The 24,912-nt window shown below is 31.7% G+C and carries 19 protein-coding genes; 5 read left to right on the top strand and 14 right to left on the bottom strand.

Annotation, left to right across the window (positions count from 1 at the left end; translation table 11 throughout):
• Nucleotides 1–94: 94 nt before the first annotated feature.
• A complete protein-coding gene (locus V9L05_RS22270; RefSeq protein ID WP_338815738.1) occupies nucleotides 95–1,168 on the top strand; it encodes a ferredoxin--NADP reductase in 1,074 nt (357 codons plus the stop codon).
• Between the two features lie 407 nt (nucleotides 1,169–1,575).
• Here the strand turns inward: V9L05_RS22270 and V9L05_RS22265 are convergent, their stop codons facing one another.
• From V9L05_RS22265 to V9L05_RS22255, 3 genes are all read right to left on the bottom strand, one after another.
• On the bottom strand, nucleotides 1,576–2,217 hold the full coding sequence (locus tag V9L05_RS22265; RefSeq protein ID WP_338815737.1) for a class I SAM-dependent methyltransferase: 642 nt from the start codon (nucleotides 2,215–2,217) through the stop codon (nucleotides 1,576–1,578).
• A 117-nt stretch (nucleotides 2,218–2,334) separates the two neighbouring features.
• Nucleotides 2,335–3,678: an efflux RND transporter periplasmic adaptor subunit gene (locus V9L05_RS22260; RefSeq protein WP_338815736.1), complete on the bottom strand. Its 1,344-nt coding sequence runs from the start codon at nucleotides 3,676–3,678 to the stop codon at nucleotides 2,335–2,337.
• Between the two features lie 370 nt (nucleotides 3,679–4,048).
• Complete coding sequence (locus tag V9L05_RS22255; protein WP_338815735.1) at nucleotides 4,049–5,101, bottom strand: M48 family metallopeptidase; 1,053 nt, start codon at nucleotides 5,099–5,101, stop codon at nucleotides 4,049–4,051.
• A gap of 97 nt (nucleotides 5,102–5,198) precedes the next feature.
• Here V9L05_RS22255 and rfbC point away from each other — a divergent pair, with 97 nt between their 5' ends.
• Nucleotides 5,199–5,741, top strand: a complete 543-nt coding sequence (rfbC, locus tag V9L05_RS22250) for a dTDP-4-dehydrorhamnose 3,5-epimerase (RefSeq protein WP_338815734.1) — start codon at nucleotides 5,199–5,201, stop codon at nucleotides 5,739–5,741.
• A 115-nt stretch (nucleotides 5,742–5,856) separates the two neighbouring features.
• Here the strand turns inward: rfbC and V9L05_RS22245 are convergent, their stop codons facing one another.
• Nucleotides 5,857–6,834, bottom strand: coding sequence for a calcium/sodium antiporter (locus V9L05_RS22245; RefSeq protein ID WP_338790861.1), 978 nt, complete (start codon nucleotides 6,832–6,834; stop codon nucleotides 5,857–5,859).
• Between the two features lie 296 nt (nucleotides 6,835–7,130).
• Between V9L05_RS22245 and V9L05_RS22240 the strand changes: the two genes are divergently transcribed.
• A complete protein-coding gene (locus V9L05_RS22240) occupies nucleotides 7,131–8,510 on the top strand; it encodes a dipeptidase (RefSeq protein WP_338790860.1) in 1,380 nt (459 codons plus the stop codon).
• A gap of 135 nt (nucleotides 8,511–8,645) precedes the next feature.
• Here V9L05_RS22240 and V9L05_RS22235 read toward each other — a convergent pair whose 3' ends face one another.
• The 8 genes from V9L05_RS22235 to fbp all read right to left on the bottom strand — a co-directional run bounded on the left by V9L05_RS22235 (nucleotide 8,646) and on the right by fbp (nucleotide 18,308).
• Nucleotides 8,646–9,533 (bottom strand): hypothetical protein, encoded by an 888-nt coding sequence (locus tag V9L05_RS22235; protein ID WP_338815733.1) that lies wholly within the window; start codon nucleotides 9,531–9,533, stop codon nucleotides 8,646–8,648.
• Complete coding sequence (locus V9L05_RS22230; protein WP_338815731.1) at nucleotides 9,530–10,816, bottom strand: DUF3696 domain-containing protein; 1,287 nt, start codon at nucleotides 10,814–10,816, stop codon at nucleotides 9,530–9,532. The genes V9L05_RS22235 and V9L05_RS22230 overlap by 4 nt, the downstream gene beginning before the upstream one ends.
• Nucleotides 10,817–10,828: 12 nt before the next feature.
• The gene (locus V9L05_RS22225; RefSeq protein WP_338815729.1) at nucleotides 10,829–11,995 is read right to left on the bottom strand and encodes a DUF262 domain-containing protein; all 1,167 of its coding nucleotides are present in this window, start codon (nucleotides 11,993–11,995) and stop codon (nucleotides 10,829–10,831) included.
• A 114-nt stretch (nucleotides 11,996–12,109) separates the two neighbouring features.
• Nucleotides 12,110–14,515 carry a DUF2339 domain-containing protein gene (locus V9L05_RS22220; RefSeq protein WP_338815728.1) on the bottom strand — a complete coding sequence of 802 codons (2,406 nt, stop codon included), beginning with the start codon at nucleotides 14,513–14,515 and terminating at the stop codon, nucleotides 12,110–12,112.
• 224 nt (nucleotides 14,516–14,739) lie between these two features.
• A complete protein-coding gene (locus V9L05_RS22215) occupies nucleotides 14,740–15,534 on the bottom strand; it encodes a hypothetical protein (protein WP_338815727.1) in 795 nt (264 codons plus the stop codon).
• Between the two features lie 25 nt (nucleotides 15,535–15,559).
• Entirely contained in the window at nucleotides 15,560–16,288 is a 729-nt protein-coding gene (locus V9L05_RS22210) for a hypothetical protein (protein ID WP_338815726.1), read from the bottom strand.
• Nucleotides 16,278–17,117, bottom strand: a complete 840-nt coding sequence (locus tag V9L05_RS22205; protein WP_338815725.1) for a hypothetical protein — start codon at nucleotides 17,115–17,117, stop codon at nucleotides 16,278–16,280. The genes V9L05_RS22210 and V9L05_RS22205 overlap by 11 nt, the downstream gene beginning before the upstream one ends.
• A gap of 207 nt (nucleotides 17,118–17,324) precedes the next feature.
• Nucleotides 17,325–18,308 (bottom strand): class 1 fructose-bisphosphatase, encoded by a 984-nt coding sequence (gene fbp, locus V9L05_RS22200; RefSeq protein WP_338790855.1) that lies wholly within the window; start codon nucleotides 18,306–18,308, stop codon nucleotides 17,325–17,327.
• 286 nt (nucleotides 18,309–18,594) lie between these two features.
• On the opposite strand from fbp, the gene V9L05_RS22195 reads away from it, so the two are divergent.
• The gene (locus V9L05_RS22195; protein WP_338815724.1) at nucleotides 18,595–20,460 is read left to right on the top strand and encodes a von Willebrand factor type A domain-containing protein; all 1,866 of its coding nucleotides are present in this window, start codon (nucleotides 18,595–18,597) and stop codon (nucleotides 20,458–20,460) included.
• 93 nt (nucleotides 20,461–20,553) lie between these two features.
• Here V9L05_RS22195 and V9L05_RS22190 read toward each other — a convergent pair whose 3' ends face one another.
• Both V9L05_RS22190 and V9L05_RS22185 read right to left on the bottom strand, forming a co-directional pair.
• The gene (locus V9L05_RS22190) at nucleotides 20,554–21,942 is read right to left on the bottom strand and encodes a di-heme oxidoredictase family protein (protein ID WP_338815723.1); all 1,389 of its coding nucleotides are present in this window, start codon (nucleotides 21,940–21,942) and stop codon (nucleotides 20,554–20,556) included.
• A gap of 276 nt (nucleotides 21,943–22,218) precedes the next feature.
• The gene (locus tag V9L05_RS22185) at nucleotides 22,219–23,415 is read right to left on the bottom strand and encodes an imelysin family protein (RefSeq protein ID WP_338790851.1); all 1,197 of its coding nucleotides are present in this window, start codon (nucleotides 23,413–23,415) and stop codon (nucleotides 22,219–22,221) included.
• A gap of 271 nt (nucleotides 23,416–23,686) precedes the next feature.
• On the opposite strand from V9L05_RS22185, the gene hisB reads away from it, so the two are divergent.
• Complete coding sequence (hisB, locus tag V9L05_RS22180; RefSeq protein WP_338815722.1) at nucleotides 23,687–24,832, top strand: bifunctional histidinol-phosphatase/imidazoleglycerol-phosphate dehydratase HisB; 1,146 nt, start codon at nucleotides 23,687–23,689, stop codon at nucleotides 24,830–24,832.
• Nucleotides 24,833–24,912 lie beyond the last annotated feature (80 nt).

The following is a 24,912-nucleotide window of genomic DNA, read 5'->3' as shown; positions in this document are numbered from 1 at the left end:
AAAAAAACACAACTAATTTAATTATTTGTCCTTAAAGAAAAACTTAGCCAATTCATATACAATTTACACCCAACTAATAAATATAATTTGTTTTATGTCATCTAATCGCTATCAAACACTAAAAATAAAAGAAATTGTCAAAGAAACACCTGACACAATTACTATACATCTCAAACAACCTCTTTTTAGAAAGATTCCTTATTATGCAGGGCAGTTTCTGACACTAATTGTTAAAGATGCCAATGGTAAAAAATATCGTCGTGCTTACTCGCTTTGTTCTGCTCCTCACTTAGATAGTACGCTTGCCGTGACTGTAAAACGAGTAGAGGGTGGTGTAGTTTCAAATCTTTTGAATGATACATTGAAAGCTGGAGAAAAACTAGAAATTATGGAACCAATGGGTAATTTTGTTTTGAGAACACATCCAGATAATAAACGTCATATTGTTCTTTTTGGGGGTGGAAGTGGAATTACGCCATTGATGTCGATGCTAAAAGTGGCTTTAAGTTATGAGCAAAATAGTATTGTTTCCTTAATTTATACGTGTAGAGATGAAGAAAGCACTATTTTCAAAAATCAATTAAACAAACTCAAACAAAAACATGGAGATAGATTTAATTTGATTTATTCTTTAACACAGCCTAAAACAGATTTATCAACTAAAGAAAATCATTTTGAAGGTAGAGTTACAAAAGAGTTCATTAAAACAACTTTAGAAAAATTACCAACAATAAAAGATAGAATTTTTTACTTATGTGGTCCTGAAGGAATGATGGATACTATAGAAGAAACTTTATCAGAATTGAATGTACCTAGTGATACGGTTCATAAAGAAAACTTTTTTGCACCTGTTAATTCTGATGATGAAAATGGAGCAATCGTTCCTGATGGAAGAAAAACAGTAAAAGTTATTTTGAATGGCGAAGAAACTGAGATTGCTGTCGATGCCAAAAAGACAATTTTAGAAGCTGCTTTAGATGATGAAATTGATATGCCTTATTCGTGTCAGAGTGGACTTTGTACGGCTTGTCGTGGGCTTTGTCTGTCTGGAAAAGTTACGATGGACTCCAATGAAGCTCTTAGCGAAGCCGAAATTATTGAAGGTTATATTCTGACTTGTCAAGCCCACCCACTTACAGATGATGTAAAGGTAGATATGGATGCTTAAAATTAATTACGAACTGATATTACATAACAATAAAATTTCTGCAAATTTCTTGCATAAATAACGAAACCCACGATTTTAATCGTGGTAAAACAGGCACAGAATAGTAGTAAATGTTTTTCCCATAAGTAAAGTTATGGGGTCTCGTTTTTTGACTGCTTAACATCAGTTATGAATTATAAAAGGTGAATTATTAAGCGAAACATTGTGTGTTCAGTTCCTCAGAACTGAAAAAACGCTTCCTCAGAAGCGTAATATTGCTTGAGGAAGTGTTTCGTTAGTTTTTGAGAACGGTGTAACCCTCAGCGAAGCTAAAACTAACGCACACCCTTTTTTAATTTCGCTAAATTATCGGAAGAACCAAACTCTCTAATTTTTTTAGAGAGTTTTTCTTTTTCAAAATCAATTATTTAATTCTCAAAAACATAAAATACTCTATCTAATCCTGTAACAGATTGATATTTAATCATTTCTAACGATTTGTAGTGACATGATTCTTTTATGAGGTGCATATCTTCCTCATAAGGCATATAGGCATCAAGTGTTCCCCAATCCATTTCTACACGGATATAATGTTTATTGATTTTCATTCCAACAAACTTAATTTTGTCTTGAGGAGCTTCAATAAATAGTTTACCTCCTGTTTTGAGGTATTTTCTAATTTTACAGATAGAATCTCGTTGTTGTTCAAGGTTTTGCTCCAATATTCCAGACCAAAGCCACAAAACAGCATCTACTTTCTCAGGTAGCTCTAACTCTTCTATGTCTTGATGAAGCATAAACAATTTTTCATTTTTATGCTCTTTTTCCATATAAGTTACAAAAGACTCTACTCTTTCGACCCCATAGATTTTACCTTCAAAACCACGTTCTAAAAGCTGTTGGACGGCTCTTCCATATCCTACTCCTAGTTCTGCAATTGCTTTTGCATCTTTTATTTGAGGATAAATTTGGTCAATATCTACTCCTGTATCAAAACCTGTAACTCCTGCGAGTTCCTTAAATTTTTCTATCTGAATATTTCTATAAAAATTAATGTTAGCTAAAGTCATAATTGCATTATGAAGTAAAAAAATAGGCTATTTGGTATCAAGCAGTAATAAATTTTAATTTAACACAAAACTTGCGATATAAATTACTAAGCAAGTTTCACATTAATAACCTACAAGTTACTTCGCTTTTTTGTCTTTTGCAATTTTGACATTACTTTCATCTTCTAAAGTTTTTGAAATTGCATTGTAAGGCGCAACTACTACTTCTTGTCCTTCTTCCACTCCACTCAAAATTTCTATATTGTCAAAATCACTTATTCCAGTTTTTACTTGTATCATCTTGACTTTATTGTCGCCATCTCTCACAAAAATCACTTCTTTCATTTTATCTTCTTCTACTTTTGCATTTTGAGTAGTTTCTTTTTTAGGTTTTCCTCTTGGAGAATCTTCCTCTTTTTCATTATTTTGATTTTCATTTCTAACTGTAACGGCAGCCAATGGAACAGCCAATGCACCATTTTTGCGATTAGTAATAACTTCAACACTTGCCGTCATACCTGGGAGAAAAGGAAACTTTCTTTTTACTAATAATTCTTTGTATGACTCTCTACTCATTCGTATCTTGACTTCAAACTCTGTAACAGCATCAGCTGTAACAGTCTGTAAATTATTTGCACTCTTTGCAATTGAAGTAACGATTCCTATAAATTTTTGGTCTGGATAAGCATCCACTTCAACATAGGCTGTATCATTCATTTCAATTCTTATAATATCATTTTCATTGACATTAACTCTCACTTCCATATTTTTAAATTCTGCAATGCGTAAAAGCTCTGTTCCTGTCATTTGTACAGTTCCTACTACACGTTCACCTTGTTCTACATTGAGTGAAGAAATAATTCCACTTTGAGGAGCAAAAATATTAGTTAGAGATAAATTTGCTTGGGCTTCTTCTAATGTTGCCCTAGCACTTTGAAGAGAATAACGTGCGCTTTCTACTGTTTTTTCGGCAGCTTGCAATTCTGCTTCTGCTACTTTAAAGGTAGATTCAGCAGCTTGAAAATCTTGTAAAGAAATAATTTTATCATCATAAAGTTTTTGTTGTCTTCCAAAATCTGCTTTGGCTCTAAAATATTGTGCTTTAGCTTGTTGTAATCTGGCATTGGCTTGTTCGATATTTGCCCCTTGTGACCCTAAAGAAGCACGTGTTCTATCCACAGCTGTTTGATACGTATCAGGACGTATTTTCAAAAGTAATTGTCCTTCTTTTACAGAATCTCCTTCTTTTACTAATAATTCTGTGATTTCCCCTGATACATCTGGCGATAATTTGACTTCTACTTCTGGATAAATTTTGCCTGATGCGCTAACTCTTTCTACAATCTGAATACGCTTAACAGGAGCAAACTCTACTTCAATTCCATCTTTTGCACCAAACCAGCCTAGCTTTTTTCCTGCAACACCTAAGATAACAAGCAAAACAACAGCACCAATGATTATAAAAAGTTTTTTATTAGACATATGATAATACAAAGTTAGAAGTATGAATTAAAAATATAAGAGTAAAATTAATTATTCAAATAGAGTGATTTAACAGTTCAGTCAAGTAAGTTGTTCAAGCTAACCAAAACTTACACTAAATTTAATTTTAAGTCATATATTTTTTATTTTAAACTATTGATAGCTCTTAGTGAAGTGCTATCAATAGTTTAGAAAACTTCTACTTTTGTTTGTAATTCATAATAAACGTTATCACAGTTATTTACAGGTCTAATAATTAGCAAGTTATAGAAAAGCAAAACAGTCTTATTTTTCCGTAGTGACAGGTTTGCAAACCTGTCGCTACGGAAAAATCAATGTTACTAAACTAACCGTGATAACCTTTAATAGATTAATAATTTTTTGGCTTGAAAAAATCATCAAAAAAATCTTTTGCTTTTTTGGTAGTCTCATCCATTTTTTCAGATACATTTTGAGCTGTTTGCCTAAACTGTTCATTAAACTGTGTAGATTGTGCTGTATTTCTAGTCGATTGTGTTGCTTCCTTAAAATCACTTGCATAACCTTGTGAAGCTTCTTTTACATCTTCCCAAACAGACGCATTTTTTTCAGCATCTGTTCTTCTTGGGTAATTTCCTTGTAAAGTTGCATCATAATCTCCCGAACGCACCCAGTTTACAATTTCTAAAGCACGAGTAGATGCAAAAGGATGAGATTGTCCAATTATATTAAAAAACTTAAAAATATTATCTCCCACATTATCCATCTTATGATATTCTTCAGCTTGCTCTAAAAAGGCTGCAACATCCATTTGTTCAAAATCTCCTCCTGCCAATTTCATCGACACACGCAATGAAGCATCAGGATTTTGAGTAGCCAAAAGACCTGCTCTATCTGCACTAAGCTCGCTTTTTCTACTCCATTCTTGTAGTGCATAATAGACACCTGAGAAAATCCAATCAGGAATAGGAAGTTTTATAACAGACCTAGACATTTGTTGAAGAAGTATAAAAAGAGTACGATACAACATATGTCCACTCATAATATGACCTAATTCGTGTCCCAAAACTTCTGTTAGTTCCTCATCATCAAAGTGTTCTATTAACGCAGAATTCAAAACGATAAAAGGACTGTCCATTCCCACAGCAAAAGCATTCAACGCTTCACTTTGATAAACATAGACTTCTGGTTTTTTTTCTATATCAAATGTTTTACAAACCTCATCAAACAGTACTTTGACTCTTGCAAACTGTTTATCAGAAACTCTAACAGCAGAAGCCAAATACATAAGACGAAGCGAACGCTCAGAAGTTGCTCCGAAAAGCATACTGAGAAGTTTATCCAACCCAGGTACTTTTTTGAGTGAATTTAGGGCTGCACGATCGGCTGGATGTTCCCAAGCACGAGAAGAAATCTGATATAAAATTGTTTTTTGTGTGGTCATTTTTTATAAAATTTGAAAAGAGTAGTGATAAAATTATGCAATTCATAAAATTAATACGTTATTTTGTATTACTTCGTTTAATTCATAATTAATTTATATGTATAACAAAACAGATTTTGAAGGTGTTTGGATTTTCGAACCACTCCTTTTTGAAGACCATAGAGGTTATTTTTTTGAGAGTTTTAATCTTAATAATTTTGAGAAACACACAGGTCTAAAACCTACTTTTGTGCAAGATAATCAATCTGGTTCTACAAAGGGAGTTATGAGAGGATTACATTTTCAAAAATCTCCTTTCGGACAGTCTAAGTTAGTTAGAGTAATTGTTGGAGAGGTACAAGATGTAATTGTTGATTTGAGAAAAGAATCAGCTACTTATGGCAAAAGCTTAAGTATAAATCTTTCTGGAACAAACAAAAAACAGCTTTTCATACCAAAAGGATTTGCACACGGTTTTTTGGTTTTGAGTGATTATGCTGAGTTTTTTTATAAATGTGATGCTTTTTACGAGCCACAAGCAGATACAGGAATGTATTATAATGACCCAAAAATAGGAATAGAATGGCAAATGGATTTGGATAAAATTATTCTTTCTGAAAAGGATAAAAATTTACCTCTATTTGATAAGGTGGAATATTAAGCATAAACAGGATTAAACCCTTGTTGAATGGCTAAAACAAAATTTTATTCTCTAACTAAAATTTTGTTTTTGCGAAACTCTTATCTAAAAAAAACCTTTTTGGCGTAGTTCGAAGTTATGCTAATCCAATTTGTTGATAAATTAAATAAGCAATATAGACTACATAACCAAGTGTAAGAATTGAACCTTCACCTCTGCTTATTTTTCGCCCTTCTCCCATAAAAACAAAAGCGACAACCATCAAACAACCTAAAGCTGTAACTACAACATCTAAATTGCTTGTATTGGGATTAAATGGAATAGGTCTAACAGTCGCACTAATACCCAAAACAAAGAAAATATTAAAGACATTTGAACCTACTACATTACCAATTGCCATATCTGCACTCCCTTTTCGTGCAGCCATGATTGACACGACTAGTTCGGGAAAAGAAGTTCCTGCTGCCACCACGGTAAGTCCGATAATTCCTTCACTTACTCCCCAAGATTGTGCAATTTCGATAGCTGCATCTACCATAAATTTCCCTCCTCCAATAAGTCCTGCAAAACCACCTAAGAGCATCAATATAGACAATCCTAAAGGTAATTTTTGTATGTCTTCAGCTTCTTCAACAGATAATTTTTTATCTTTTTGGGCTGAAAAAAATGTATAATACATAAAAACCACAAAGAAAAAGAGCAAAATAATTCCATCACTTCTAGTTAGAATAGAATTACTAGAACCATCAATAAGCATATCATTTGCCAAAACACCCAATACCAAAGCTGCCAAAAGTCCTAAAGGAATTTCTATCTGAACAGTTGCACGCTTGACAAAAACAGGCGAAATCATGGCACAAATTCCTAAAATAGCTAATGTATTAAAAATATTACTTCCCAAAACATTTCCAATTGCAAGTTCAGAGCTTCCACTACTAGAAGCAAAAAGATTTACGACCAGCTCGGGAGCAGAAGTACCAATCGAAACTACCGTCAGACCAATAATAAGGTCAGAGATATTAAAGCGTTTGGCGATTGATGAAGCTCCGTCAGTAACCCAGTCTGCTCCCTTAACAAGAACAATAACACTAACTATAAAAATGAGATAATTCATTATGAAATGAGTATTGGAATGGAATGATTTTGATTGTTTTGCTAAACTGTTTCAAATTTTTGTAACTTTTTATTCAAACAGTCTTTTATTTTTTGAGTAAAGAACAAACGACGAACCAAAGGAATTAAAAACATTTGTTTTTTAGACTATCCTACCTTTTGAATAGATGAAGGTTCTTTTTTTGAAGAAAAAGCCGTATATTCGAACTTCGTTGAAGAATTTTTATTTTTACTAAATTTGCATCAAAAATATTAGTAAAACTCATTCAATAAACTTATATAAACATACCCTTATTAATGAATACACACGATTATATAGAAAAAAATAAAGAACGCTTCTTAGAAGAGCTTAAAGACTTACTTCGTATCCCTTCTGTAAGTGCAGACAAAAAATACAAAGAAGACGTTTTCAGAGCTGGAGAATTTATAAAAACAAAACTAGAAGAAGCAGGAGCTGATAAAGTAGAACTTTGTCAGACAGCAGGTTATCCAATTGTTTATGGAGAAAAGATGATTGATTCTTCTTTACCTACTGTTTTGGTATACGGACATTATGATGTTCAGCCACCAGACCCATTAGAGCTTTGGGAAACGCCTCCTTTTGAGCCAACTGTTAGAGATGAGAAAATTTATGCTCGTGGTGCGTGCGACGACAAAGGACAAATGTATATGCACATCAAGGCATTTGAAGCTATGATGAAAACTGATTCTTTGCCTTGTAATGTCAAGTTTATGATAGAAGGTGAAGAAGAAGTAGGTTCAGACAATTTAGGAATTTTTGTCGCAAATAATAAAGAAAAATTAGCTACTGATGTAATTTTGATTTCTGATACTGGAATGATTGCCAATGATATTCCTTCTGTAACAGTTGGTTTGCGTGGTCTTTCGTATGTAGAAGTAGAAGTTACAGGACCTAATCGTGATTTACACTCTGGTCTTTATGGTGGTGCTGTTCCAAATCCTATCAATGTTCTTTGTGATATGATTGCTTCTTTGAAAGATGAAGAAGGCAGAATTACAGTAGAGAATTTTTATGATGATGTAGCAGAACTTTCGAAAGAAGAACGTGCTCAAATGGCAAAAGCTCCTTTTTCTTTAGAAGAATATAAAAAATCTATTGGACTTAAAGATGTAGAAGGTGAAAAAGGATATTCTACTTTAGAGCGTGCTTCTATCCGTCCAACTTTAGATGTAAACGGAATTTGGGGAGGTTATACAGGCGAAGGCGCAAAAACAGTTATTGCTTCGAAAGCGTATGCAAAAATCTCTATGCGCTTAGTTCCTAATCAAGATTCTGCAACAATAACTAAACTTTTCAAGAAGCATTTTGAAAAAATTGCTCCTCCTTCAGTTAGTGTTGTCGTAAAACCTCATCATGGAGGTGAGCCAGTTGTGACACCAACCGATTCACAGGCATATCAAGCTGCAAGTTATGCCTATAAACAAACGTTTGGCAAAGACCCAATTCCGATGCGTGGTGGTGGAAGTATTCCAATTGTTGCGATGTTCAAATCTGAACTTGGAATTGATAGTATTTTGATGGGATTTGGCTTAGATTCTGATGCCATTCACTCGCCAAACGAACATTACGGACTTTTCAATTATTATAAAGGAATAAATACAATTCCTCATTTCTTCTTCCGTTATGCTGAAATTTATAAACCTGAATTGGTTTAGGTTTTTAAATAATGTCGTTTGTGGGGACACAAACAACGGCAAGTAGAGTTTTATACAAAAAGCGAACTACAATTTATTTTGTGGTTCGTTTTTTATGAGAATAGAAATATGTAAAATCAGATAGCGATAATTATTCTATAAATGTTCTCCAATATGCCCTATTAAAATATTTCCCTTTTGAATATGATTTTTACCTTCGTGAAAATAAATACGATGTTGAAAATAATTTGTATTTCCTTTATTATTATGACTGTTGATTTTTGTATGAGGTTCACAATAGACAGGCTCTAATTTTCCATCTTCTGTTTCAAAATCAAAAGTCAGATCGTTTCTACGACTTGCATCTCCTTCTAAACTGACATTTATATTACAAGTAGATGAAAAAACTATTATGGCATTTGGTAAATGTGTATCTTCACTTCTTATAGTTTTGAATTTATCATTTAATTCTGATAAATGCCGTATAATTTCTATTGAAAAGTCATCTAAAATAGATTTTATACTCAATTTATTATTGGAATGAAAACAAAGAGCAGGAAAATATTTTTCACATTCAGATATAAAAAACAAATTATCAATAGGATAAAGAGCTAAGAAATATCGATGAAAACTTAACCAGTCATTTTTATCATAAACTAGGTATTTTTGCTCTATATTCTCAATTTCTTGAAAACATAAAACCCCAAAAATTTCCTCTTGAGAATGAGTTGGAAGTAAGTCAATTATTTCTTCGTTACTCAAATCTGTGTCAGCAGATTTTTCTACAATTAATCTTAGAAACTCTAACGTATCTCTATCAAATTTTTGTTTGTATTTAATATCATACATTAAATCAACAACTGTTATATTAGGAAAAATATAAGCATCATAAACAGAATCTTGAATGAAGACATTGTCATTTTCGTACTCTCGTATGTACTCATAGTCTACTGAAAACTTTTTGATTTTTTCTTCTAAATCATCAGTAGTCAGACCTTCTTTATATTGAAAAGAATCTTTGAATAAATAAAAATTAGCAATCATTTTTGTTTCCTTCCTAGTTTAAAAATTTCAGCTAAATCTTGTTCTTGTTGGTCAAAAAAGCCATCTACCCAATTTTTGATTTTCCCATTAGATTGTAAATCTAATTTTACAAATGGATTTTCTTCTTCATTTTGAAAATAAAGAATATTCAAATCTTCATTATTTATTTCTATATCTTCTTGTAGCATAGCCACTCTCAACCCATTCAAAATATGCTCACTATGACTTTCTATAAAAATCTGAACACCACAAGAAGCTACTTTTGCTAAAAACTTTGTCAGTTCTGATTGTGCTTTTGGATGTAAATGTGCTTCTGGGTTTTCTATAATTAAGATTTCGCCTTCTTTTGCTATCAATCCAGAAACAATAATTGGCAAAATATAAGAATAGCCGAAACCTACATTATTAGGTCTGTGAGATTGTGTATTAAGAATAAAAAGCAGTTCAAAAATAAAAGAAATTTCCTGTAACTCAATTTTTACATCTGTATCAAAAACTTGACTAAGCCATTCTCCAGTTTGAGTAATTAGATTTTTTGCGTCTTCTCCTAAATACAATCTGTCATTAACTAAACTTTCTTTTAACTCAAATAAAACAGTTACTAAGTTTTCGCCTTTTTTATCTACACTTATAAAATCATTTAGATTTATTTTTTTGTAGTATTCTTGTGAGCCTAGTCGGTCAGCAGCAACATAGTGAATCTTGCTAAAAGCAATAGCTAATGTTTTGTTATATATATTTTTAGTTTTTTCAAGTAATAATTTAATTTTTATATCTTCTTCATCTAATTCGTCTAATTCTTCTTGTGTTGTTAATCCAAGAGTATTTTTAGCTAATTCCATTGCTGATTCTTCTGTCATTTCATTAAGACTAGGATTATCAACTTTTATTAATTCTATTAAATGTGGCATTTCCTCTTCATCTCCTAATTCTAATTTTGGACTTCTATTAATTTTTGTATGAGAGGAAACTACTACTGGTATTTCAATTCTTTTAATATTAAAAATATTATAAAAAATAAATAAAAATTCTATATTTTGAGATATATCAGAATTATAATTTTTTATATCTTCATAGGTTCCCAAATTCACACAATTTCCATTCAAAATAAGTTTATTTGTATATTCATTGTGTTCTACACTTTGTTTCATCAAAAGCATAGATTGTAAAAGCGTAGATTTTCCTCTTCCATTTATTCCTGTTAGGAGATTTATGGAAGAAAGTGGAAAAATAGTTTCTTCACGGAAACATTTGAAGTTTTTTAGACGAATTTCTTTAAGCATAAAAAAGGTGTGCTATACGTTTGATAAAATAGTTTTTGCAAGATAAAAACGTTCTTGCACTTTTTCACTAGAACTGGTTGCTAAAGTTACAGCTTTTATATAATCACTATCATTTACTAGAGTTTCATAATTTTTTCTTATTTTTTCTTTATGTGTTTCGATAAAATACTCATCTGTTGTATCTAAAAAATGACAAACTGAATCCATTATTGACAAATTTATTCTTTTAGATTTTTCATTCAACTGTAAACTAAAATTATTTTCTTCAAAAATAGAATGAGACAATCGCATTACTTTTTCAAATCTGTTTTTTAGTTCTTCTATTCTATTATCATCTGTTTTATTGAGTTCTCTCATTCCCATTTCCAAAAAATTACTCATACTTCCTTTATATTCTGTTTCATAATCAAAAATCATAAAAGACAAAACACGTAAAACCGTTTCTTGTGCTTTCATTCGTTTATCTGAAATCCCCTCATTTATAGCTTTTTGAAAATAATCAGTTTGAACTAAATCTCTTAATAATTGATTTGATTTTCCTGCTAAAAGTGCGTTTCTGACTTCTTGTTTATTTAACTTTGTTCCTCCAGTATTTATTCTATCAAAAATATCATAAATAATATCTAATTTTACAGAGGGTTTTATTACAAAAATATTAAGTGCCTTATTTTCAATCCTAGCTTGTAAACCAACATACTCCTTTAAATCTTTATATGTTTTTCCATTCAAATGTTTCAGACCTTGCAAACCTCGTAATTTAAAATTTAGATGCTCAAAAACATCATCTTTTTTTGCTGTTCCTAAGAATGAAATAAGAGCAGAAAGGCGTTGTCTTCCATCAACTACAATATATTCATTATCAATAGTTTGATTAAAAAATAGAGCAGGAATAGGTAACCCTAAAATAACAGATTCTAAAAAACGACTCATATCATTTTTATTCCAAACTAAATTGCGTTGAAATTCGGCATCTAATATAATTCTACCATTTTGATATTGGCGTAAAAGCTCATAGACACTAAATTTATCTTCTTGAATTCCTATTTCAAATCCTCTTAGATCTTTAGGATAAATAACATTTTCGTCTGTTTCCTCTTTTTCATCAATATCGCTATCTTTTTCTATAATTTGTTTGTCTTTTTCTTCCTCTTCAAAAAGAGAATTTTGAGTAGTTTGCATTTATTCTAAATTTATTTTTTTCAAAAGATACAAAAATTCTCAACTATTTGAAACAAATAGTTGAGAATTAAAAATAGTTACTTTGTCTTGTAAAAATAGGAAATTAATTTTGTTCTAGCCCTCAATCTTGTCTTTATATTTATTATATAAGAATGAGATTATCAAAAGAAGTGTTCCTAAAGATAGAAAGACAATTACTTTCGAAATTGTTGATAAAGCTGCAATGTCGTAGAAGAAGAGTTTGACAAACGTAATTCCAAACCAAACTAAACCACCAACACGCAAATATTTTTTCTTTTTCAAAATTCCCAAAACAACTACAAAAAGCGAATAAGCTCCCCACAAAATACTCAAACCAAGTTTGTAAGCATCGGCATTGCTTGTTAGGCTAAGAATATGAATAAGTTCGGCACTCAATAGCCATAAAGCTGAAACGTGAAGAATAAAATCGAAGAAGGGAATAAAATCAAATTTCAAAAACTCTTGTTTTGCAAGTCTGAAAAGGATAAATAAAAGACCGATAACAAGTGAAAAAGAAATATAACGAACTATTAAATTAAAGCTACCTACCTCATAGTATTTAGCTAAACTTTGTGAAATATAACTATCTCTGAGTTCACTCAACTCGTATAATCCTGCGCTCATAAAAACAAAAAGTAAAAGAGCAGAAGCTAAATAATAGAGAATGACTGACATTTGAGTTTCTACTTTTTTGATACAATAAAAACCCAGTGCGATAAAGAAAAGAAGTGTATAATTTAATCCCCAAACAGTTTGATAATGCTGCAAATCATAATTATGGAATGTTTCCATGTAATCATATTGTCCCATTACTTCAAGTTTGGACAAGGTAAAAAGTTGATTGAAATAAATTATTATTTCAATTAATAAAGGTAAATACAATGCAAAAAGTAATGTTGTAGTGATTACAATAGTTACAAAACTCAAAAACCCACTTGCTTTATCTTTCAATGAAGAAATATATTTATCATTTTTATTGATAAAATCAATAAAGAAAAATGAAGCTGCAAAAATAACAGAAGTCAGAAAAATAACATTAAAAATTGGTGTTATTTGATTCAAAACAGTTTTGCCAGTTTCATAACTATATATTCCTGTAGAGGCATCAATTGCTAAAAACCAATCTTGAAGCATACTAAAAGAAGCCAAGAGCATTAAAGGAAAAGAAAGCGATTCATAAACACCGACTTTTTTTGTTCGTCCAATCCAAAACAGCAGCGCAGCTTGTAACGACCAAATAAGAGTTACCCAATTTCCATCCAACTGAACAGGAACAGCAATAGTAATAAAAACCAAAACTAACCCAGAAGCTAAGTAGAATAAATTTCTATCAGCCAGTTTATTTTTATATAAAACTACACTCACTCCAAAATGAATAATTGCCTGTCCGAGTGTAAATAAACCTACTAAATTTTCTGTCTGAACATTTGTTGAAAGTGTTGCAAAGCCAACTCCATAAAAAATAAATGAGTTGATGAGCATCAAAATAACATCTCCAACATTGAAAATTTCCTTTTTCTTGATTTTATATGCCAAAAACGAAATGTAGAAAATGAGAAAAAAGAGAGTAGAGAAAATCAATGTCAAACTAAAGTGTTCTTCTTGATTGTATTTTGATCCATACCAAGCCAAAACGATAAGCCAAGTAAGCGTAAAAGCATTTATATAAAGAGGCTTCCAGTATTTTTTAATAGAAATGGCTAAAATGCCTAAGTTTATAATTGCCATATAACTAAACAAAATCATCACTTTTCCAGAGCCATCACTAAGCAAAAACGGAACTGCATAAGCCCCCACAAGTCCGATATGAGCAATAATTTGTCTGTCATAATTGAGAGAAGCCACCACTGTAAAGACCGTAAAAGCGACCATCAGACCAAACGCCATTTCTTTAGGAAAAAGATTATAAAAATCATATCCCATAAAGGTAACAAAGTAGAAAATTGCCATTGCACCACTAAGTAGTCCAGCACTAAACTTCTCATACTTTTCCTTCAAACGAATCGCAAAACCTAACAAACCAGCACCCACCAAATAACCTAAAATTATTCTAGTAAGTGGACTAATCATATCATTATCGATGGCATATTTTACTCCAATACCAACCCCCAAAACAATAATCAAAACCCCAACTATATAAATTACATTTTCACCAATGAATTTTTCGATACTTGATTTTTGATGAACTTTTGTTCTCTGAGGTTGGGTTGGTGCTTCAAAAACAGGTGTTTTTCTTCTTTTTAACTCTCTATTTTCTTCTTTCTTCTCATTTTCAGATTCAGTAGGAAAGTCAGAAGGAATATCTCTAAAAATTGGCTTTTGTCTTATTGGTTCTTCTTCTCTTGATTCTTTTAGTTTTTCGCTCTCAAAAGAAGTTTCATTTTGCAGACCTTCAATTTCTACACGTAACTTTCTAATTTCTCTATCAAAAACAGATTGTTTTGACTCTACAATGGAAAGTTTTCGGAAGAGTTCATTTATTTGTTGTTTTTTATTCATAAGTAAGGTAGGTATTTGGTAATTCCTTATTTTAGAAAAATACGCATTTTTTTTGAATAAATTAAAACTATTGTTTTTACTCTTTACGCAAAACACAAACTAAAAGGCAAATAGAATTTTACAAAACTGACTTTTCACTATTAAATAAATGACAAAAAAATACTATCTATACAATATTTGTAATGATAGTATTTTTAATAACCGATTTTTAAATTATTGATTAATTACTTATCAAGCTCTACTTCTTCATAATCAAAAGGATTGATTTTGCCATTTTTAGAAGGAATAACTTTGTACATTTTTGTAATAGTATCTTCTTTTGTATAGGTATCTGTTTTAATACCAATTAATTTCTTTGAAGAATCCATCATCCAGTACACTTTGTTTTCTGGAGTTAGAACAACACCCTCATAACGTCCTAAAAACTCAAACCCTAACGTGGTATCACTAACATTTATTATGTTAGTCTTCGAATAACGTATTCTAAAATCTCCAATTTCTTTGTGATGTTCGTACAAATAATAGAATGAAGTTTGGTAACGGTCAATTAAATTGACTTGCTGTAACATTTTATTATTCCCTTTGTAGATCTCTAATCCTTTTAGTATTTTTTTTGTATCATTTACTTCGCCCATTGAGTAATAATGTGTTCTCAAAAATGGTAAAATACGCTCATTTTCTATTTTACCTTTTACAAACATTGAGTCTAGCAAACTTTCTCCTTCTTGTATTTTATTTTGAATTAAAAAGTCTCTAGGGTTATTTCCAAGACCATCTATATACAATTCCATACTATTAAATTTATCATTATACATCTTTTTATGCGACTTCAAGAAGGTATTTTGTGTTTCTTTTAGTGCTTGACATTCCTTTTCTGTATTTTGGGTAAAATAAGAAACAACCAATATGATAAAAGATAGCCATAGAAAAAGGGATATGTATATTTTATTCTTCATGATAATTTTTGTAAGTGTAAGTGGTGTCTCGTGAAGTTGTCTTACAGATTTTGTTGAAGTCATCTAAGACATCAGGGTAACGCTAATTTCACTCTACTTCTTCATAATCAAAAGGATTAATTTTACCATTTTTAGAAGGAATAACTTTGTACATTTTTGTAATGGTATCCCTTTCTATGTATGTTTCTGTCTGAATACCAGTTAGTTTATTTGAAGAACCTGTTATCCACCAAGCTTTGCTTCTCGGAATTATAAAGTAATCATCATAAAACCCTAATTCAAAACCTAAAGTGGTATCACTAGCGTTTACTATTCTAGTTTTAGTAAAACGCCGAGAATACTCTCCAATTTTATTGTAATGTTCGTATAGATGATAGAATGCAGTTTGATAACGGTTAAGAAAATTTACTTGCTTTACTATTTCACTTCCTCCTTCGTACTCTTCTAATTTTTTCAAAATTTTCTCTGTACCATCTATTTCTCTTCCTACTTCCATTGAATAATAATACTTCCACAAAAAAGGTAGAACACGTTCGTTTTCTATTTTTTCTTTTACGAACATAGAATTTAGTAGAACCTCTCCTTTTTCTACAGTATCTTGAACTATTTTATCTCTAGGATTATTTCCAGCTATATTTATTCGCAACCTCATACTATTCGACTTATTATTATACATTTTTTTATGAACTCTCAAGATACTTTCTTGTGTTTCTTTTAGTGCTTGACATTCCTTTTCTGCATTTTGGGTAAAAAAAGAAACAACCAATACAACAAAAGACAGCCATAAGAAAATAGATATGTATATTTTATTCTTCATGATAATTTTTGTAAGTGTAAGTGGTATCTGCCGAACATTTTATTCTAATATCCATATCAATCTTTTTGCCTCTCAAAGAAGGTGGAATAATCAAATAACCTCTATCGTCAAAATGAGTTTCTAAGCCTTTGGGAGATTCAATTTTGGTATGTTCTGTGTCAAATGGATAGACAGTATAAATATCTACTCCTTTATTGTGATTTTTAATGTACGGAACAATAACTGGATTGCTCAATTTTTCTTTTAATTCATTTAAAAAATATATGTTAGCTAACAGTTTCATGTCATCGCTGTACATTTCGGCAAGTTGCATTTCAAACCTAGCCAAATGATATTTGCTTTGCATACTATCATAAGAAAAATAGTTGAGATTGATTTCTTTATCTGACAAGCCGTTTTCAAATTCAAAATCTTTGTATTTTTTAGCCAAAGCCGTATCTAACTCACTTGCCTTTTTGACATAACTCTCAAATACAAAACGAATAGGAATTTCTTTTGGATTCGAAAAATCATTTTGCACGAAATTTTCATTTATTAATTCTCGTAAATGCTTTACCAATTCCGAATTAATGGGAGGAATTTTGTCTTGATTCAAACAATACTCATAACTGGACTGATATTTTAAATCGTTTGATAATCTATTCGTGTTTTCTAAGAGAGTATTTCCTAAATTTCTGACGTTATTTGTAGCAGAGTTCCAAATTTTCTTCTCTGCATCTGTATATTTTTCCTTCAAAAAATTATCGTAGCCTATCCAACAAAAAAATACCAACAGAAAAAAAGTAGGTAGAATAGGGTTTAGAAGATATATTTTTACAATGTGCTTCATTATTTAATAATTTATCTGGTGCAAGTATCTTGCTTGAACGAGAAAGATAGTTTTTATTTTCATATTACTAAGATAATAAAAATATTGAAATTAGTAATCCATAAAAAATGCTATTATCACAAAAAAGTAATAATAGCATTCCGTAAAAATGGACTTCTGAAATTAGTATTTCACTTCTAACTTCTTAAATCTGACTTCTAAATTTGTTTACTCATTCGCCTCAATAAGCTCCAAAGCCTTATCGACCATATTTGCAGAACCCACATAATAGGTAGTTCGTTGGTGTAAAGAATCTGGCTCAATATCCATTATACGCACACGTCCATCATACGCTTTTCCACCTGCTTGTTCGGCAATAAAAGCCAATGGATTACATTCATACAACAATCTCAATTTTCCTTTTGGTGTTTTTTCTGTACTTGGATAGATAAAAATTCCTCCTTTTAGCATATTTCTATGAAAATCTGCCACCAAAGAACCGATGTAACGAGCTTTGTATTCGCCACCTTCTTTGCAAAAATCAATGTATTTTTTTACACCTTCTGTAAAACCTAAAAAACCTCCTTCATTACAAGAATAGGTTTTACTGTCTTTAGGAATAGTTAAATTGTTGTGAGTAAGCAAAAACTCGCCTCCTTTTGGGTCGTAGGTAAAAATATGAACGCCATTTCCTGTTGTAAAAACTAAAGCTGTAGCTGTTCCATACAATACATAGCCACCAATAAGCTGTTCAGTTCCTTTTTGCAAAACATCTTCTACTTTTGGCTTTGTTCCTTTTGGAGATTTGCGCTTAAAGACCGAAAAAATAGTTCCAATAGAAACATTTACATCAATATTTGACGAGCCGTCTAAGGGATCCATTGCCACAACATATTCAGCATCATTATTATCGGTCAAAATAATTTCTTCTTCTTCTTCCGAACCCACTACACAAACCAGATTACTTTCTCTAAATGTAGTAATAAAAAGGGTGTTTGCAAGAACATCCAATTTTTGCTGTTCTTCGCCTTGTACGTTACTAGAACCTGCTGTTCCATACAAATCTGTGATGGCAGCACGAGAAACATGGCTATGAACAGTTTTTGCTGTACGAGCAATCGAATGTAATAAATGGTCTAATTCAGAAAGTGGAGCAGGAAGATTTGCTTCATTATCTTTCAAAAATTGGCGTAAAGTTGTTTTTTGACTCATATCTTTTTATGAAGGACTATTTTAAAATGTAAACTATTTTTATGGATTAATCAGCAAAGTAGCATCTATAATCAAAATGAAGAGCTAATTAATATTATTTTATAAAACAAAATTAGCCATTTCTAAAGGTTTTACAATCCTACTCACAAGATTCTTTATAATTACTTTGCAACGTTTTTAAGTTTTTTTACGAATAGGGAAAGAATCACATCAAAAATTACCCTTTCTACAAAATATAATTTTATAAAAAATCATTTTTACTCACTAATTTATTTTTATTATGAAGATGTACAAGTACGTATTTACAATTCTCTTATTTTTGGGAAGCTATTTTATTTCAGATATTGCTTTTTCGCAGCGCACTATCACAGGAACAGTTACAAGTGCTGATGGTGCTTTACCTGGTGCAACGGTTCAAGTAAAAGGAACACAACATGGAACGCAAAGTGACATGGAAGGAAAATATTCTATTACTGTTCCTGAAGGAAGTGATGTTTTGGTTTTTAGTTTTGTAGGTTATGAATCACAAGAAATTAGGATTGGACAAAAATCTGTCATTGATGTAACTCTAGTAGAAGATGCAGGACTGGAAGAAGTCGTAGTTACAGGTTATTCTGGAAGGTCTGGAGGAAGAAAGAGACGTAAAAAAAATAAACATAGCAGTAGTAGCACAAGTTCAAATTATTCATACAGTTATTCTAATTCTTCTTATCAAGAACCTACTACTGAAAGTTATTCATCAAAAGAAGAAAACGGATTTAGTTCTGTTTCTCAAAACCCACTTTCTACATTTTCGATTGATGTAGATAAGGCTTCTTATTCTAATGTACGTCGTTTTTTGAATGATGGACAAATGCCTCCACAAGATGCCGTTAGAGTAGAAGAAATGATAAATTATTTCAATTATGACTATCAAGAACCTACAAATGAACACCCTTTTGGAGTTACGACAGAATATGGAAATTGTGCTTGGAATGAAGACCACAAACTTGTTTTGGTAGGCTTACAAGCAAAAAAAATCAAAAAAGATAATTTACCAAATAGTAATATTGTTTTTCTGCTTGATGTTTCGGGTTCTATGAGTTCTGCAAATAAATTGCCTTTGCTCAAAAAAGGACTTACAGAACTGGTAAAAGAATTACGAGAAAATGACAAAGTAGCCATTGTAGTTTATGCAGGTGCAGCAGGTGTAGTTTTGCCTTCTACTTCTGGAACTAAAAAAGAAGAAATTATTGCAGCCTTAGACCAACTTAGTGCTGGAGGAAGTACAGCAGGAGGACAGGGAATAGAATTAGCTTACAAAATTGCGAAGGAAAATTTCATCAAAGATGGGACAAATCGTGTCATTTTGTGTACTGATGGTGATTTTAATGTAGGAGCTTCTTCTGATGGCGATATGCAAAGATTGATAGAAAAAGAGCGTGAAAGTGGTGTTTTTCTGACGTGTTTGGGTTTTGGAATGGGAAATTACAAAGATTCAAAACTTGAAACATTAGCAGATAAAGGAAACGGAAATTATGGCTACATTGATGACTTTCAAGAAGCTAGAAAGATGCTTGTTACCGAATTTTCAGGAACACTTTTTACACTTGCAAAAGATGTCAAGATTCAAATTGAATTTAACCCAAATTATGTAGCTGCGTACCGTTTGGTGGGTTATGAAAATCGTCTTTTGAATGAAGAAGACTTCGACGACGACACAAAAGATGCTGGAGAAATAGGCGTAGGTCATACAGTAACAGCTCTTTATGAAATTATTCCTGTTGGTGTAAAATCTGATTTTTTGCCTAAAACAGACGGAAAAGAACAGAACTTAAAATACCAAAATTCAGAAGTTTCGGAAGCAGCAGGAAGTCAAGAACTGATGACTGTAAAGTTTCGTTACAAAGAACCTGACGGAGATAAAAGTGTAAAATTTGAAGAAGTTATTATGAATGAAATTAAAACAGATAACTCTGAAAATTTTGTTTGGACAAATGCTGTTGCGATGTTTGGAATGATTCTGACTGATTCGAAATACAAAAAAGAAAAAGATTCTGATTTGTATAAATGGATTTTGGAAAATGCTCCCAACGCAAAAACTAATGACGAAGAAGGGTACAAAGGAGAATTTATTCGCCTTGTCAAAACGGCTGAATCATTGAAAAAATAGACTAGTTTATAGTTTTATTAGACTTATTTAAACTTTGTCAGAGTTTGTTTTGTCAAACTCTGACAAAGTTTTTAGAATGAAAGACAAATTAAATTATAAAGAATTCAGAAAAGTGAGTAAATCAGTTCTTTCATTTTTTGATAAACTTTTATAGGCTTCTTGACTGTTTTTTGCTTCTCCATTGTGCCATAAAATTGCTTCTTCTATTGTTTTTGCTCTTCCGTCGTGCATAAAAGTAGCTCGTGGATTTACACGCTGAACCATTCCTAATCCCCACAAAGGAGCAGTTCGCCATTCATTTCCTGTTGCTTCAAAATCTGGACGATTATCTGCTAAATCTTCTCCCATATCGTGTAAAAGCAAATCTGTATAAGGATAAATGGTTTGATTAGAAAGAGCTTGAATTTCATGAAAATCTGTTTTCATTTTTGGAATATGGCATTTATTACAATTTAGATTGGAAAAAATCTGTTTCCCTCTCAAAACTTGTTCGTTGTCAGCATCACGACGAGCAGGAACAGCAAGTGTCTGGCAATACAAAACTACTTTTGCTAGTTTTGATTCACTAATTTCCATTTCTTCATCTGTACTTCCCGAAATAGCCTCTTTACAATTTTGTTGTGCATCCGTACAATTTTCTATTGGATGGATAGAAGACGTAATTCCCATATCTCCATTAAATGCTCCAGCTACTTGCTCTCTTAAAGAAACTTGATTTGATTTCAAACCAAAACGACCAATTTTTATTTGTCCTGTTTCAGCTTCCAAAACATAGTTTGGTTTCCCAGAAATTCCATCATTATTTGCATCATTTTCATCAGCAAAAGAAAGAAGAGTTTGTTCTGAAACAGCTTCTAAAAGTCCTAAACCTGCAATATGTGGTGCAAGACGAGGAGAAACAACTACATTTGGGTGAACATTTCCATAATTCATTCTTTCGAAATTATAAATAGGTTTCTCTAAAGTATAACTTGTTCCATCTGCAAAACTTCCAGTAATAGTTTGGTGCGAAATAGAAATATTTCCTTCTGCTTCCATTCCAAAAATAGCCTGACTAGATAACTGTCCACCATAAGTTGGCTCATTTTCATACGTTACTCCATTTCTGACACTCAATTTTATCACTAAGGCAACAATATCATCACCTTGATTTTGAGGTAAATTTCCACGTCCATCAAAGGCATGACAACCCGAACACGAACGTGCGCTAAAAAATCCTCCCAAACCATCAAGTCCGACAGTAGAAGAAGGTGCAGCTACCCAATTTGCTTTAAAAAACGAATTTCCTGTAACAAATTTTCCATTTTCTTCAGTTGTAAGTTTGTTTGCAGCATGTCCAAAAGCATTTTGAGATTGGTCAAAAGTAGTAGCATTTCCTCCTGCATAAATTTCGTTTTCTTCAAAAAGAGGTTCGGTTTCTTCATTTTTACAAGAAGAAAAAAGTAAAATAAAAGATAGAGAAAGTAATAAGTAAGAACGCATATTTTTATAAAATTAGATTGAGATTTTTACTCACAAACCCTAAGCGTCTTGAAGACTCTTAGGGTTTAAATTGATTACAAAAGTATCAGAAGCTATCTATAAAAACAGGGTTAAAACCCTGTACAATTTATAATTCATAGTCTATTTTTGAAAACACATCTTTGTAAAAAATCACAAAAGGTAGTTTTTTAATTGAACAGGGTTTTAACCCTGTTTATTAAGTGAATTTTTCAAAGTGTAAATTTATTCATTTTATATTCCTAATAATTAAAATGATTATTCTAAAACGATATTAATTCCATACAAAGAAGCAAGTTCTAAAATCATGTCAGCTTGTTCTGTTAGAGAAGTAACACATGCTTGAAGTCTTGCACGTCCGTCTGCTTCTACCATTTCAGTTTCAAATGGATTCTGAATGGCATTTACATTTACTATTGTTTCGTTCATTTTGGCATCTAAAGCGGCTGTTTTTTCTGTATCGGCAAGCTCAAAAATATCTGAAATACTTGTTCCTGAAATAGTTGATCCATCTGTTCTTTTGTATCTACCAAAATACACATTATCAACAGCAAGCGCATTATTTACAACATCTCTATCTGTATTGTCGCTAAAACAAGAATGCTCATTTTCTCTATCTGGCTCATCTAAAGCTACAAAAATACGCTCTCCTGCAAGCTCACCTTTACTAAGCGAAGAAATTCCTACCAAAACGTCTAATAAACGAGATTTTGGATTCGAACTATTTTCAAAAGAAGCTCTGTAATTTCCTGCTGTATTAGGAGTCCACTCATTCAAAACAGTTTGTAAATGGTCTAAAAGAAGACTAGAAGCAGTCAAAAGATATGTTTTTCTACGCTCTGCATTTTCTGCTGTTGTATAATCTGTGAAAGCACGGTCTCCACCACCTGCACCTAAAGTAACATCTTGTCCCCAAAGCAAAAATTCAATAGCGTGGTATCCTGTACTGATGTTTGTTTCTCCATCTTGTTCGTTTGCATCCATCAAAGTTTGCTTATCAATAGTAGGAAAATCTGTTGGATTATTAATTATTCCTGTTGTAGCGTTACCTTCTACATAATCAATATACGATTCATCAAGAGGCCAAGCATTGATAAAACCTTCTACACCTTCATCACCATCAATTGGACCACCATAAAAACGATAAGATTCTGTTTGTCCATAAGGCTCTCTTGCTGCTATCCAAGCTGTTTTTGCTGCCTCTAAAGTAGCTTGAGAAGGACTTTGAGTAAATGCTTTAATGGCATCATCTAATAATTTTGCTGTATTATAACTATCTTCATAAGAAGCATAAACAATATTTGAATAATTAGAAAGAAAACTATTTACTTGATTTTCATCTAATTTTAATTCTGAATCCTGCTCTTCATCTTCATCATCTTTACAAGAAGAAACTAAAAAAGTGCTACAAAGTAAAACTAAAAGTAAGAGAAAAGAGGTTGTTGATTTTTTCATGGCTATGAATATTTTTTTAATAAAATGATAAGAACTAAATCACTATACTTATTTAGACTAATTCTCAATAGAGTTGCAAATGTATAATTCTATTTTTAAAAAAACAAGAATTATTTAGAATAAGTCTAAACAATTTTGTGGAAAAATTCTGTTATTTTTGTAAAAATCCAAAACAGGGTTGAAACCCTGTCCAATAAAGGAAAGCTATATTCTATTTTAAAAAATTCCTACCATACACTAAATTGTTTGAGTAATAACACAAAGAAAAACCATGAAAAAAATACTTTTCATTGATCGTGACGGAACAATCATAAAAGAACCAGCCGACGAACAAATCGACTCACTAGATAAATTAGAGTTTTTACCAGCCGTTTTGAGAAATTTATATGAACTTGCAGCCAGCAAAGAATATGAATTGGTAATGGTAACTAATCAAGATGGCTTAGGAACAGTAAGTTTTCCAGAACATACTTTTCATCCTGCACACAATAAAATGCTCAATATCTTAGAAAATGAAGGAATCATTTTTGATGAAATTTTGATTGACAAAACATTTCCTCACGAAAAATCACCAAACCGTAAACCTGAAATTGGATTAGTAAAACACTATTTAAACAACCCTGACTTTGATATTCAAAACTCTTTTGTTATTGGAGACAGATTTAGTGATATACAATTAGCTAAAAACTTAGGTTGTAAAGGAATTTTGATTGCAGAAAATGACAAAGCAATTAGTTTAAAAAATCCTGAACTGGCTTCTATTTGTGTCTTGGTAAGTGATGATTGGACAGAAATCAAAGATTTTCTTTCTACACCACAATCTAAATTTGGTTCTAGAATCGGAAAGGTAAAACGCACAACCAAAGAAACTGACATCGACATAGAAATAGATTTGGATGGAACAGGAAAAGCAGAAATAAATACAGGAATTGCTTTTTTTGACCACATGCTAGAACAAATTGCAAGACACGGAGAAGTAGATTTGAAAATCCAAACAAAAGGAGATTTACATATCGACGAACATCACACTATCGAAGATACAGCTCTCGCACTTGGAGAAGCTCTTTTAAAAGCCTTTGGAAATAAACGAGGTATTGAGCGTTATGGCTTTTGTTTACCAATGGATGAAGTTTTGGCACAGGTAGCACTTGATTTTGGAGGAAGACCTTGGTTGGTTTGGGATGCAGATTTCAAGCGAGAAAAAATTGGAGATATGCCTACCGAAATGTTTATGCACTTTTTTAAATCGCTTAGCGATACCTCAAAATCAAACATAAATATCAAAGCTGAACCAATGGACGGTGCAAACGAACACCACAAAGTTGAAGCAATTTTTAAAGCCTTTGCAAAAGCTCTTAAAATGGCAAAAACACATACAGGTTCGTCTGAATTGCCTTCTACAAAAGGCGTTTTATAAGATTAAGGCAAATACACAGAATTATTATTTTACTAAACTGGTTCAGGCAAGGATGTTTGAACCCGTTTTTTGTGTATAAA

The sequence above is a fragment of the Bernardetia sp. Wsw4-3y2 genome (genome assembly GCF_037126295.1).
Classification (GTDB): Bacteria; Bacteroidota; Bacteroidia; order Cytophagales; family Bernardetiaceae; genus Bernardetia.
Note: the sequence above shows the minus strand (reverse complement) of the source record. Positions and strands in the feature narration are given on the sequence as shown.